Source organism: Stenotrophomonas sp. BR163, assembly GCF_047520985.2.
In the GTDB taxonomy this organism is placed as follows: Bacteria; Pseudomonadota; Gammaproteobacteria; order Xanthomonadales; family Xanthomonadaceae; genus Stenotrophomonas; species Stenotrophomonas sepilia.
In genome coordinates, this window is sequence record NZ_JAXBRE020000036.1 from 15,635 (window position 1) to 28,055 (window position 12,421).

The following is a 12,421-nucleotide window of genomic DNA, read 5'->3' on the forward strand; positions in this document are numbered from 1 at the left end:
CTTAGATCTCCGAGGCCAGCTCGTCGAGCAGCGCCTTGTGGGCGTTGGCGTCGATTTCGCGCTTGAGCAGCTTTTCGGCACCGGTCACGGCCAGCGCGGACACCTGCTTGCGCAGATCTTCACGGGCACGGTTGGCGGCGGCGTCGATTTCAGCCTGGGCCAGTTCCTTCTGACGGGTGGCTTCGGTGATCGCTTCGTTACGGGCAGCATCAACGATCTGGTTGGCACGCGCGTGGGCCTGATCGATGATCTCGTTGGCCTTGGTGCGTGCTTCCTTCAGCGCTTCGTTGACCTTCTCCTGCGCCTGGGCCAGATCTTTCTGGCTGCGGTCGGCAGCAGCGAGGCCTTCAGCAATCTTCTGCTGGCGCTCTTCGATCGCGTTCATCAGCGGCGGCCAGATCTTGGTCGCGATGATCCAGATCAGACCAGCGAAGGCCAGCGCCTGCGCAAGAAGGGTGAAATTGATATTCATGGTTAGCTCGATCGCTGGTTTCGGGGTGGACGCGCCGCCGTAGCGGCACATCCGGCCTTCATCCGAAACCGGGTGCATCAGCACCCGGTCGTCTCAAACCGCTGTATCAGCCGGCCAGAGCCTTGGTGACGGCGCCAGCGAAGGCAGCCGACAGCGGGTTGGCGAAGGCCAGCAGCAGGCCAACGGCGACCGAGATGATGAACGCGGCGTCGATCAGGCCGGCGGTGATGAACATGCGGACCTGCAGGACCGGGATCAGTTCCGGCTGGCGCGCGGCCGACTCCAGGAACTTACCAGCCATGATGGCCAGACCCAGACCGGCGCCCAGCGCGGCCAGGCCGATCATGATGCCGACGGCAAGGGCGGTGGAGCTCTGAATCTGCGCGAAGTTGGTCAGGACGGCGAAGTACATGGTTATCTCCAGGAACTTAAGTTGCTAAGGGTGATGAAACGGATGAAGGTTGAAACGCGTTGAAGCTTGAAACTCAGTGAGCGTCTTCCGACAGGCTCAGGTACACGATCGACAGCATCATGAAGATGAAGGCCTGCAGCGGGATCACCAGCAGGTGGAACAGCATCCAGCCGAGGCCGAACACACCACCGGCAATGGCACCGAAGAAACCGGCACCACCCAGCACCCAGATCAGCAGGAACACGATTTCGCCGCCGAACATGTTGCCGAACAGTCGCATCGCCAGCGAGATCGGCTTGCTCAGCCACTCGACGATGTTGAGGATCAGGTTGAACGGCATCATCCACTTGCCGAACGGCGCCGTCAGGAATTCCTTGATGAAGCCGCCCAGGCCCTTGGACTTGAGCGCGAAGAACAGCATCAGGAAGAACACGCTGATGGCCATGCCCAGGGTGGCATTGACGTCAGCGGTCGGCACCGGCTTCCAGTAGTGCACGCCCACCCATTCCAGCGGCTTGGCGATGAAATCGGCCGGGATCATCTTCAGCAGATTCATCAGCAGAATCCAGAAGAAGATGGTGATGGCGATCGGCGTGACCAGCTTGCTCTTGCCGTGGTAGGTGTCCTTGGCCTGGCGGTCGACGAACTCCAGGCAGATCTCGACGAAGGCCTGCCACTTGCCCGGCACGCCGGCGGTGGCCTTGCGGGTGCCCAGCCAGAACGCGACAACGATCACCAGGCCCATCAGGACCGCAGTGAGGAAGGTATCGACGTGGATATGCCAGAACATACCCTCACCCTTGCCGACCGGCGCGGTCAGGTTGTGCAGGTGATGCTGGATGTAGCTGGTAGGGGTTAGAGCCTCGCCCGCCATGTGTCCGGAACCTTCAGTTAATTGAATTCTGTCAACGCCTGGCCATCGCCAGGACCTGGAACATCAAGCCGACGGCGATACCGGCCAACAGCGCCAATGCAGGCAGCTTGAAGACCAGGAACCCCACCAGCAGGACGCCGAAAACCACGACCCACTTGGCCACGATCGCAATGATCAGGCGAGCCATCGCCGATCCTGCGGCCACCGCACCACCCCCCAGCGCCATCCTTGCCGCCACCCAGCCACCGGCCGAAATGGCCACACCGGACGCCAGCGCGCCGAGGGCGTATTTCGGACCGACCAGCAGGAAGGCCAGGGCCAGGACAGCGACCGCGGCCAGCGGGTAGACCGCGGCGCGCAGCATCAGTCGCCGACCCGCATCAACGGAGTTCAGCACAGGACGTCCCGCGTGGTTGCAAGTGGAAGGCTGAGGCGGCTACAGCAGGGGGGCCTCATCGAGCCGCCAAATTATAGCAATGGGACAATTTGCGAGACAACCGCTGCCTGTTCATCCCGGGAAGCCGCAAGTTACGGTAACGGTTACATTTTTGCGTACCACCCGGGGGACAATGACGTCCGCATGATGCTGCACCGCAGTATTGAACTTTGGTCGAAGGCGGGGAACTTTCGCCGGATGCGCAGGTCCGATCTTTCGACCTGCCTGCAGCATCCTCGTCGGCTCCACCCCGCAGGTCCCACGATGGCCCCGAAGCCCGTCTCCGGGGCCATCTTTTTGCATCGTCGCGACAGCACTGAACCGTGCACATGGCGTGGACCATACGTTCACGGATGGTGGACGGGCCTGTCCGGCACAGTGGTCTTCATTCTGATGAACCACTGCAAGGACTCTTCGATGCGCCCCGTACCCACCCTGCTCGCTCTCTCCCTGATCGCCGCCGGCGCCTCGTTCGCCACCGCTGCCCACGCCGCCGAAGGCGACGACCGCTTTGCCCTGCGCCTGGGTGCGATGAACATCGACTCGGACAACACGCTCCGCGGCAAGACCAATGTCGCCGGGCAGGACATCGGCTTCTCCGAGGACTTCAAGCTGGGTGGCAAGGAGTGGGAGCCGCGCATTGACGGCATGTTCCGCATCAGCAACCGCCAGCGCCTGCTGTTCAACTATTTCAAGTACGACAAGGACCGCCGTGAGACCCTCGGCCAGGACATCTCCTTCGGTGACGTCAACGTGCCGTCCGGCAGCTTCGTCAAGGGCGAACTGAAGTACCAGGTGGCCAGCCTGGTCTATGACTACTCGGTGGTGGACACCGATACGTTCGACCTGGGCCTGCAGCTGGGTGCCGAGTACGCCAAGGTCAGCACCAAGGCCTACGCCGATCTGGGCACCGTGTACGAAGGCCAGTTCCTCAACGAGAAGACAGACGGCGTGGCGCCGGTGGTCGGTGCGCGATTGAGCTTCACCCCGTCCGAGAAGTGGATGATCACCCTGCAGGGCCAGTACCTCAACACGCGCTGGGGCAGCTTCGATGACTACAAGGGCGATCTGAGCCGCGCCAACGCCATCGTCGATTACCGCTTCACCAGGAACTTCGGTGTGTTCGCCGGCTACGACTGGTTCAAGCTCGATGCGGACAAGAAGGGCAGCGACGGCACCATCGGCCTGAAGCAGGAATTCAAGGGCCCGGTGGCCGGCGTCAGCTTCGTGTTCTGATCCCTCGTCCCTTCCACGCTCTCTCCTGGCGCGGCCTCCGGAACATCGGGGCCGCGTTTTTTGTGGCATCGTCGAGCAGAGAAGCTGGTTGGTCGAGCGCGGGGGGAGAGGGGCTTGCGTGCGAATGTCCCCCGGCGCCGGCCTGCGGCCGTCACCTCCTCCTTTACTTCGCACACAGCCCCCACTCCCTCCGCGTGTCACGCATCTATGCGCCTGTTGCAGTGGCCTCTGCGGCTCGACCGTCCGCAAGCCGAGCCGCAGCGCGGGTGGCAGGCGTTTGGACAAAGTAAAGGAGGAGGCGACCGCCACAGGCGGGCGACGGGGGACATTTGTCCAAATGCCTGCCACCCGCGCTGCGGCCCGAACGCTCGCAATGAGAGTGATCGAGGCTCAACAAAAAAACCCCGGCAAATGCCGGGGCTTTTCATTTGGAACGGCGCAGGCGCCTTACTTCTTCTTCGGCATGTACAGATCGGTGATCGTGCCGTCGTAGATTTCCGACGCCATCGCCACCGACTCGCTCAGCGTCGGGTGGGCGTGGATGGTGTGGCCGATGTCCTCGGCTTCCGCGCCCATCTCGATGGCCAGGCCGATCTCGGCCAGCAGGTCACCGGCATGCACGCCGACGATCGCGCCGCCGATGATGCGGTGGGTCTCCTCGTCGAAGATCAGCTTGGTGAAGCCCTCGGTGCGACCGATGCCGATCGCGCGGCCGCTGGCGGCCCACGGGAACTTGGCCACGCCGACCTTCAGGCCCTTGGCCTTGGCTTCGGTCTCGGTGACGCCGACCCAGGCGATTTCCGGGTTGGTGTAGGCCACCGACGGAATCACCCGGGCCACCCACTCCTTCTTGTGGCCAGCGGCCACTTCGGCGGCCAGCTTGCCTTCGTGCGTGGCCTTGTGGGCCAGCATCGGATTGCCGACGATGTCGCCGATGGCAAAGATGTGCGGCACGTTGGTGCGCATCTGGCGATCAACCGGGATGAAGCCACGCTCGGTGACCTGCACGCCGGCCTTCTCGGCATCGATCTTCTTGCCGTTCGGCGAACGCCCGACGGCCACCAGCACACGGTCGAAAGTGCCCTGCGCCAGCGCCGGCGCCTGGCCTTCCTCGGCCGCCTCGAAGGTCACGGTGATGCCCTTGGCATCGGCAGTGACGCCCGAGGCCTTGGTCTTCAGGTGCACTTCGATGCCCTGCTTCTTCAGGCGGTCGGCCAGCGGCTTGACCAGGTCCTTGTCGGCGCCCGGCATCAGCTGGTCCATGAACTCGACCACGGTGACCTTGCTGCCCAGTGCGCTGTACACAGTGGCCATTTCCAGGCCGATGATGCCGCCGCCGACGACCAGCAGCGAGCCCGGCACTTCGGCCAGCTCCAGCGCGTCGGTGGAATCCATCACGCGCTTGTCGTCCCACGGGAAGTTCGGCAGCTTCACCGCCTGCGAACCCGCGGCGATGATGCACTTCTGGAAGCGCAGCAGCTGGGTGCTGCCGTCTGCGGCGGTGATCTCCAGTTCGTTGGCCGAGATGAACCTGCCGACGCCCTGCACGTTGCGGACCTTGCGCTGCTTGGCCATGCCGGCCAGGCCCTTGGTCAGCTGGTTGACGACCTTTTCCTTGTACTGGCGCAGCTTGTCCAGGGTGATGGTCGGCTTGCCGAACTCGACGCCGAAATCGCCGGCGTGGGCCACTTCGTCGATCACCGCGGCGGCGTGCAGCAGCGCCTTGGACGGAATGCAACCGACGTTGAGGCAGACGCCGCCGAGGCTGGCGTAGCGCTCGACCAGCACCGTGTCCAGGCCGACGTCGGCGGCGCGGAAGGCGGCGGTGTAGCCGCCCGGGCCGGAGCCCAGCACGACCATTTCGCATTCGATGTCGGCCGGCTTGCCACTGGACAGCGCCGGCTTCGGTGCCACCGGCTCGGCCGGGGCGCGGTGCGAGGGGGTCACCGGCGGCTTGCTGGCCGGAGCGGCCGCAGCCGGAGCCGGCGCAGCGGCCTTGGCCGGGGCATCGGCGGCGCCTTCAGCGTCCAGCACCACGACCACGGCGCCTTCGGACAAGGTGTCGCCCAGCTTGACCTTGATCTCCTTGACCACGCCGGCCGCCGAGGACGGCACTTCCAGGGTGGCCTTGTCCGACTCCAGGGTCACCAGGCCCTGGTCCTTCTTCACCGTGTCGCCGACGGCGACCAACACTTCGATCACCGGAACATCGCTGTAATCGCCGATGTCGGGAACCTTGACTTCAATCGTGGCCATGGTGGTTTTCCTTGTGCCCGGCCGGCAGGGCCGGCGGGCTGTCACTGCATCTGTTCACGCGGCCGCGCCAGGGGCAGCGGCCGCACGGTGGGGGCGAAGCGATGCCTTACAGCAGCACGCGGCGCATGTCGGCCAGCACCTGCGACAGGTACGTGGTGAAGCGTGCGGCCAGGGCGCCGTCGATGACGCGGTGGTCGTAGCTCAGCGACAGCGGCAGCATCAGCTTCGGCGCGAACTCCTTGCCATTCCAGACCGGCTGGATGGAGGACTTGGACACGCCCAGGATGGCCACTTCCGGTGCATTGACGATCGGAGTGAACGCGGTGCCGCCAATGCCGCCCAGCGAGCTGATCGAGAAGCAGCCGCCGCTCATGTCGGCCGGGCCCAGCTTGCCGTCGCGCGCCTTCTTGGCCAGTTCGCCGGTTTCCTGCGCGATCTGCACCACGCCCTTCTTGTCCACGTCGCGGATGACCGGCACGACCAGGCCGTTCGGCGTATCGGCGGCAAAGCCGATGTGGAAGTACTTCTTCAGGGTCAGGTTTTCACCGCTGGCGTCGAGCGAGGCGTTGAATTCCGGGAACTTCTTCAGCGCCGCGGCGCTGGCCTTGATCAGGAAGGCGAGCATGGTCAGCTTGATGCCGGCCTTCTCGTTTTCCTTGTTCAGCGCCACGCGCAGGCCTTCCAGGTCGGTGATGTCGGCCTGTTCGAACTGGGTGACGTGCGGGATCATCGCCCAGTTGCGGGCCAGGTTCGCGCCGGAGATCTTCTTGATGCGCGACAGCGGCTGGACTTCGGTCTCGCCGAACTTGCTGAAGTCGACCTTCGGCCACGGCAGCAGGTTCAGGCCACCACCGGCGGCGACGGCGCCACCGGCAGCTGCCGGCACACCACCGCTGAGTGCGGCCTTGACGAACTTCTGCACGTCAGCCTTGGTGATGCGGCCCCCCTTCTCGGTGCCGTTGATCTGCAGCAGGTCCACGCCCAGCTCGCGGGCGAACACGCGCACCGCCGGGGTGGCGTACGGCACCTTGGCCGGCAGCACGCCATCGGCGTTGAACTGCACCGGCGGGCTGGACGGGGTGCCGGCCGAAGCGATCTCGCGCGCCGCCAGCTTGTCCGGCTGTGCCGGCACAGCGACCGGCTCGACCTTGGTGGCGGTCTCGGCGGCAGCCGGAGCAGCGGCAGCCGCCGCCTTGGTCGGTGCCGGCGCGGCAGCGCCTTCGGCTTCAATGATGGCAACCACGTCGCCCTGCGACAGGTTGTCGCCCACCTTGACCTTCAGTTCCTTGACCACGCCTGCCACTGACGACGGCACCTCCATCGTGGCCTTGTCGCTTTCCAGCGTGACCAGGCCCTGGTCCTTCTTGACCGTGTCGCCGACGGCGACCAGCACTTCGATGACCGGGATGCCGGCGTAGTCGCCGATGTCCGGCACTAGCGCTTCCACTGCGCCACCGCTGGCGGCCGGAGTGGCCGGAGTGGCCGGAGCGGCCGCCGCAGCGGCGGCCGGGGCCGGCGCGCTCTGGGTGGCGGCAGCCGGGGCAGCGGACTTGGCCGGTGCCGGTGCGGCGGCGGCCGGCGCGGCGGCTTCGCCTTCGGCCACTTCGATCAGCGCCACGACCTTGCCTTCGGACAGGCTGTCGCCCACCTTGACCTTCAGTTCCTTGACCACGCCTGCCACCGAGGACGGCACTTCCATGGTCGCCTTGTCGCTTTCCAGCGTCACCAGGCCCTGGTCCTTCTTGACCGTGTCGCCGACGGCGACAAGCACCTCGATTACCGGGATATCGCTGTAGTCACCGATATCGGGGACAAGTGCTTCCTTGATTTCGGCCATGGGGATAACTCCGGCAATCTGGTGTAGGGAAACCTCTATTGTGCGGCCAGCGGGGTCCAGCGCCAACCGTTACAGATGTTTTCAGTACGCACGCAGCCGGGACAGGCTGTTGCCCGCGGGTCCCGGCCGCGACCAGTCGGTAGCGTATTGTCCGGACGATGTCCGCTTCATGTCGCCAGTGCGTCTGCGACCGGCTGCCAGACCTGGCGCAGGCGCGGCAACGACCACGCCGCATTGGCCGGGCTGGTCGAGGGCAATGCAACCACCTGTGGCGGGGCCTCCAGCTGCGGCAGCACCCAGCGCTGGAACGCCTGCCATGATGCGCCGCCATTGCAGCCGATCAGCGTCAGCTCAGGCAGCGTGGCGATCAGTTCCGGCAGTGCATTGGCCACTTCCGTGCCACGCACGATGTCCGCGTCCAGGCTGCCTCGGCGCTCGCAGCGACCGATCACATCCCACAGACCGATGCCCGCGGCATTCAATGCCTGCAGCCGCGCTGCGTAGGCCAGATCCGCGTCGAAACCACAGATGTCGGCCATCAGCGGCCAGAAGCGGTTGCGCGGATGGGCGTAATAGCGCTGCTCCTGCAGGGACGCCACGCCCGGCATCGAGCCCAGCAGCAGCACCCTGCACTCCACGTTCACCTGCGCTTGCAGGCCAATGCACAACGTTGCTGTGCTCACATCATCTCCAACTGCATGAATGTCCCCGAGCGCCAGAAACCCCATGAATACAGGCGTTCCGTACCCGTCGCTGAACAAGGAAAACTATTTTTTAACGTGCGTCGGATTCGATTCATGTTGGGGCGACTACGGTGTGCTCGCCCCGCAACCGGGGGCCCAAAACAAGAAACATTAGGAGATACCCCCATGCGCTCCATCCGTATCCTGAGTCTCGCCCTGCTGACCTCCGCCGCCTTCGCGCCGGCCGCTTTCGCCCAGGACAGCAGCAGCACCGACACCGCGTCGGGCAAGCATTTTGCCGTTGTTGGCGGCATCTCGCTGCTGGAACCGAAGAACGACCCGATCTCCGGCGTGAAGAAGACCGATGGTGGCCCGGCGCCGACCGTCAGCTTCAGCTACTACATCAACGACAACTGGGCCGTTGAACTGTGGGGCGCCGCTGACAAGTTCGACAACAAGTTCAAGGGCCCGAACAACGCCCGCCTGGGCTCGGTCGAGCAGCAGCCGGTCGCGCTGAGCGGCCAGTACCACTTCGGCCAGGCTGACAACGTGTTCCGTCCGTTCGTGGGCGTCGGCTACTACCAGTCGAGCTTCAGCAACGAGAAGCTGGGCAACGGCGCTGACACCGACATCCGCTTCAAGGATGCCAAGGGCGTGATCGGTACCGTCGGCGTCGACATGAACATCAACTCCACCTGGTTTGCCCGTGCTGACGCCCGCTACATGCGCGCCCGCCCGGACATCAAGGTTGGCGGCGAGAAGATCGGCGAAGCCAAGATGGATCCGTGGACCGTCGGCTTCGGCATTGGCGCCCGCTTCTGATCCAGGCTGCACCTGCTTCACTGATGCAACGCGACGGGCCCTTCGGGGCCCGTCGTCGTTTCCGTCACCGGCGTTCTGTAGAGTCGGGCCCATGCTCGACTGCCTTTTTGTAGAGTCGAGCCAAGCCCCCTATCCCGAGTCGAGCGGCGGGCTCCGCGCGCATTGCGATGCGTTACGTTCAATGGCGCCCACAGTCAATGGTGGCGCGGCTCGGCTACAGACACAGGACGCGGAGACACGATGGACGACGTCGACCTGCTGGTGATCGGTGGCGGCATCAACGGTGCCGGCATCGCCCGTGACGCCAGCGGCCGCGGCCTGCGCGTGCTGCTGTGCGAGCAGCACGACCTTGCCGCGCATACCTCCAGCGCCAGCAGCAAGCTGATCCACGGCGGCCTGCGCTACCTGGAACAGGGCGAGCTCGGGCTGGTGCGCAAGGCGCTGGGCGAACGCGAGGTGGTACGGCGGCAGGCGCCCCATCTGGTCCATCCATTGCGCTTTGTGCTGCCGTGGGAACCCCATCTGCGCCCACGCTGGATGCTACGCGCGGGACTGTGGCTGTATGACCACCTGGGCCGTCGCAGCCCGGCATTTCCCGCCTCGCGCGCCCTGGACCTTCAGCGCGATCCGCTCGGCCCCTGGCTCTCGCCGGATCTGCGGCAGGCCTTCAGCTACGCCGACGCGCAGGTCGATGACGCGCGACTGGTGCTGCTCAACGCCCTGGATGCCGCGCAGCGGGGCGCACAGGTGCGTGTGCGCAGCCGCTGCATCGACCTGCAGCCCTTGCCGGGCCGGTGGCAGGCGGTGCTGGAATCCGCTGATGGCCAGCAGCAGGTGACCGCGCGCGCCGTCGCCAATGCGGCAGGGCCGTGGGCCGGCGGCCTGCTGGAACGGATGGAGGCACGCAGTGGCGGCCCCGCGCTGCGGCTGGTACAAGGCAGCCACATCGTCCTGCGCCGGCCCTGGCCCGATGACAGCGCGTGCCTGCTGCAGCAACCCGATGGACGCGTGGTGTTCCTGTTGCCCTTCGCCCACGACCACCTGCTGGTTGGCACCACCGACACCGACTATCGCGGCGACCCGGCGCGCTGCAGCGTGCTGCCTTCAGAGGTGGCGTACCTGTGCGAAGCGGCCAATCGCTACCTGCATGAACCCATCGCGCCGGAAGATGTGGTCTGGCAGTTCGCCGGTGTCCGCCCGCTGCTGGCTGATCCCGATCCGCGCGCGGCAAGACTCAGCCGCGATTACCGCCTGCAGCTGCAGGTGGACCCGGCACCGGCGCTGCATGTGCTGGGCGGCAAGCTGACCACCTACCGGGTGCTGGCCGAGGAAGCGCTGGAGCTGCTGCGGCCCGCCCTGCCGCAGATGGGAGCGGCGTGGACAGCAAACGGAGACCCGCTGCCAGGCAGCGACTGGGGCGACGCCGCGCAGGCGGGCGCGCATCTGCAGGTATCGGCACCCTGGTTGCCCGCAGGTATCGCGCGACGCTGGGCCGGGGCCTATGGCAGTCGCAGCGCGGAACTGCTGCAGGGTGTACGGGGCCTGCACGATCTTGGCGAGGCGTTTGGCGGCGGCCTGCATGCCCGGGAAGTGGCCTTTCTGCGCGAGCAAGAGTGGGCGCGCACTGCCGAGGACGTCCTGTGGCGAAGGAGCAAGCTGGGGTTGCGGCTGGACGCTGCGCAGGTGACACGGCTGCAGGCGTGGATCGAACACTCCACGCTGTAGAGCCGAGCCATGCTCGGCTGCGTTGTGCAAATGCAGCCGAGCATGGCTCGGCTCTACAGAGAGAAAGGTAAGTTACCCTGACTGCTCTACCGGAGACGCTGCATGACGCCCCGCTACGTGCTGGCCATCGACCAGGGCACCACCAGTTCGCGCGCGATCCTGTTCGACCGTGCCGGCGACATCATCGGCAGCGCGCAGCGCGAGTTCGCGCAGATCTTCCCGCAACCCGGCTGGGTCGAGCATGACCCGCGCGAGATCCTTACCAGCGTCTATGCCACGCTGACCGAATTGCTCAGCCGCGGGCAGATCGACCCGCGTCATATCGCCGCACTGGGCATCACCAACCAGCGCGAAACCACCGTGGTCTGGGACCGTGCCACCGGCCAGCCGATCCACAACGCCATCGTCTGGCAATCGCGGCAGAGCCACGCCATCTGTGAACGCCTGAAGTCCGAAGGCCATGAAGCGCTGATCCGCGAGCGGACCGGCCTGTTGATCGATGCCTATTTCTCTGCGACCAAGGTGCGCTGGATCCTCGACCACGTGGAAGGTGCGCAGCAGCGCGCCGAACGTGGCGAGCTGCTGTTTGGCACCATCGACAGCTGGCTGGTGTGGAACCTCAGCGGCGGCCAGGCGCATGTGACCGACTACAGCAACGCGGCGCGCACGCTGTTGTTCAACATCCACACGCTGGATTGGGATGACGATCTGCTGGCCCTGCTCGACATCCCGCGCGCGATGCTGCCGCAGGTGCGCGACTCCAGTGCGGTGTACGCACACACCCGGCCGCAGTTCTTCTTCGACCACCCGATCCCGATCGCCGGCATCGCCGGTGACCAGCAGGCGGCACTGTTCGGCCAGGCCTGTTTCCAGCCGGGCATGGTCAAGAACACCTATGGCACCGGTTGCTTCATGTTGATGCATACCGGCGCGCAGGCGGTACGGTCGCGCAACGGCCTGCTGACCACCATTGCCTGGGGCCTGGACGGGCGCGTGGAGTATGCGCTGGAAGGGTCGATCTTCATCGCCGGCTCGGTGGTGCAGTGGCTGCGCGACGGACTGCGCATGATCGAACGCGCCAGCGACAGCCAGGCACTGGCCGCGCAGGTGCCCGACAGCGGCGGCGCCTATCTGGTGCCGGCGTTTGTCGGCCTGGGTGCGCCCTATTGGCGCAGTGATGTGCGCGGTGCGATGTTTGGATTGACCCGTGGCACGCGCAAGGCGCACTTCGTGCGCGCCGCGCTGGAATCGATGGCCTACCAGACCCGCGACGTGCTCGATGCAATGCAGTCCGATGCCGCTATCGCACTGACCGAGCTGCGCGCTGATGGCGGTGCGATCGGCAACGACTTCCTGGCCGGCTTCCAGGCAGACATCCTCGGTGTGCCGCTGCTGCGGCCGCGGTTGACCGAAACCACCGCGCTCGGTGCGGCCTATCTGGCCGGCCTGGCCGTCGGGTTCTGGTCCAGCCGCGAACAGATCGCTGCACAGTGGGGCCTGGACCGGCGCTTCGAGCCACAGATGGAGGTGTCGCGGCGCGAGAAGCTGTATGCGGGATGGCAGCAGGCGGTTGCCGCCACCCTCGCCTTCCACGTCGACTGAAGGTCGTGCCGGCCGCTGGCCGGCAATCTGCAAACGCCGCCAAAGATCAGGGGGTTGCCGGCCAGC

The 12,421-nt window shown here is 65.7% G+C and carries 11 protein-coding genes; 4 read left to right on the forward strand and 7 right to left on the reverse strand.

Features of this window, described 5'->3' with window-relative positions:
• Nucleotide 1 precedes the first annotated feature (1 nt).
• The 4 genes from ACM0PY_RS19245 to ACM0PY_RS19260 form a co-directional block, all read right to left on the reverse strand.
• On the reverse strand, nt 2–472 hold the full coding sequence (locus tag ACM0PY_RS19245; RefSeq protein ID WP_005419512.1) for a F0F1 ATP synthase subunit B: 471 nt from the start codon (nt 470–472) through the stop codon (nt 2–4).
• A gap of 106 nt (nt 473–578) precedes the next feature.
• Complete coding sequence (gene atpE, locus ACM0PY_RS19250; protein WP_005411133.1) at nt 579–884, reverse strand: F0F1 ATP synthase subunit C; 306 nt, start codon at nt 882–884, stop codon at nt 579–581.
• A 73-nt stretch (nt 885–957) separates the two neighbouring features.
• The gene (gene atpB, locus ACM0PY_RS19255; RefSeq protein ID WP_010481316.1) at nt 958–1,758 is read right to left on the reverse strand and encodes a F0F1 ATP synthase subunit A; all 801 of its coding nucleotides are present in this window, start codon (nt 1,756–1,758) and stop codon (nt 958–960) included.
• Between the two features lie 31 nt (nt 1,759–1,789).
• Entirely contained in the window at nt 1,790–2,155 is a 366-nt protein-coding gene (locus ACM0PY_RS19260) for a hypothetical protein (protein WP_014648497.1), read from the reverse strand.
• A 456-nt stretch (nt 2,156–2,611) separates the two neighbouring features.
• On the opposite strand from ACM0PY_RS19260, the gene ACM0PY_RS19265 reads away from it, so the two are divergent.
• A complete protein-coding gene (locus tag ACM0PY_RS19265) occupies nt 2,612–3,430 on the forward strand; it encodes a hypothetical protein (RefSeq protein ID WP_005419516.1) in 819 nt (272 codons plus the stop codon).
• Between the two features lie 447 nt (nt 3,431–3,877).
• Here ACM0PY_RS19265 and lpdA read toward each other — a convergent pair whose 3' ends face one another.
• The 3 genes from lpdA to ACM0PY_RS19280 all read right to left on the reverse strand — a co-directional run bounded on the left by lpdA (nt 3,878) and on the right by ACM0PY_RS19280 (nt 8,206).
• Complete coding sequence (gene lpdA / locus ACM0PY_RS19270) at nt 3,878–5,686, reverse strand: dihydrolipoyl dehydrogenase (protein ID WP_065178009.1); 1,809 nt, start codon at nt 5,684–5,686, stop codon at nt 3,878–3,880.
• A 106-nt stretch (nt 5,687–5,792) separates the two neighbouring features.
• Complete coding sequence (gene aceF, locus ACM0PY_RS19275; RefSeq protein ID WP_180886229.1) at nt 5,793–7,523, reverse strand: dihydrolipoyllysine-residue acetyltransferase; 1,731 nt, start codon at nt 7,521–7,523, stop codon at nt 5,793–5,795.
• Between the two features lie 167 nt (nt 7,524–7,690).
• Nucleotides 7,691–8,206, reverse strand: a complete 516-nt coding sequence (locus ACM0PY_RS19280) for a DNA-deoxyinosine glycosylase (RefSeq protein WP_180886231.1) — start codon at nt 8,204–8,206, stop codon at nt 7,691–7,693.
• A 186-nt stretch (nt 8,207–8,392) separates the two neighbouring features.
• On the opposite strand from ACM0PY_RS19280, the gene ACM0PY_RS19285 reads away from it, so the two are divergent.
• The 3 genes from ACM0PY_RS19285 (at nt 8,393) to glpK (ending at nt 12,355) form a co-directional block, all read left to right on the forward strand.
• Entirely contained in the window at nt 8,393–9,028 is a 636-nt protein-coding gene (locus ACM0PY_RS19285; RefSeq protein WP_005419535.1) for an OmpW/AlkL family protein, read from the forward strand.
• Between the two features lie 240 nt (nt 9,029–9,268).
• A complete protein-coding gene (glpD, locus tag ACM0PY_RS19290; protein ID WP_134972580.1) occupies nt 9,269–10,753 on the forward strand; it encodes a glycerol-3-phosphate dehydrogenase in 1,485 nt (494 codons plus the stop codon).
• 102 nt (nt 10,754–10,855) lie between these two features.
• A complete protein-coding gene (glpK, locus tag ACM0PY_RS19295; protein WP_180886233.1) occupies nt 10,856–12,355 on the forward strand; it encodes a glycerol kinase GlpK in 1,500 nt (499 codons plus the stop codon).
• Nucleotides 12,356–12,421: the final 66 nt, after the last annotated feature.

What these genes read in the sequence shown, in the direction of transcription:
- ACM0PY_RS19285 (WP_005419535.1), top strand. Translation starts at nt 8,393, where the DNA reads ATGCGCTCCATCCGTATCCTGAGTCTCGCCCTGCTGACCTCCGCCGCC.
- ACM0PY_RS19245 (WP_005419512.1), bottom strand. Translation starts at nt 472, where the DNA reads ATGAATATCAATTTCACCCTTCTTGCGCAGGCGCTGGCCTTCGCTGGT.
- atpE (WP_005411133.1), bottom strand. Translation starts at nt 884, where the DNA reads ATGTACTTCGCCGTCCTGACCAACTTCGCGCAGATTCAGAGCTCCACC.
- aceF (WP_180886229.1), bottom strand. Translation starts at nt 7,523, where the DNA reads ATGGCCGAAATCAAGGAAGCACTTGTCCCCGATATCGGTGACTACAGC.
- atpB (WP_010481316.1), bottom strand. Translation starts at nt 1,758, where the DNA reads ATGGCGGGCGAGGCTCTAACCCCTACCAGCTACATCCAGCATCACCTG.
- lpdA (WP_065178009.1), bottom strand. Translation starts at nt 5,686, where the DNA reads ATGGCCACGATTGAAGTCAAGGTTCCCGACATCGGCGATTACAGCGAT.
- glpK (WP_180886233.1), top strand. Translation starts at nt 10,856, where the DNA reads ATGACGCCCCGCTACGTGCTGGCCATCGACCAGGGCACCACCAGTTCG.
- ACM0PY_RS19265 (WP_005419516.1), top strand. Translation starts at nt 2,612, where the DNA reads ATGCGCCCCGTACCCACCCTGCTCGCTCTCTCCCTGATCGCCGCCGGC.
- glpD (WP_134972580.1), top strand. Translation starts at nt 9,269, where the DNA reads ATGGACGACGTCGACCTGCTGGTGATCGGTGGCGGCATCAACGGTGCC.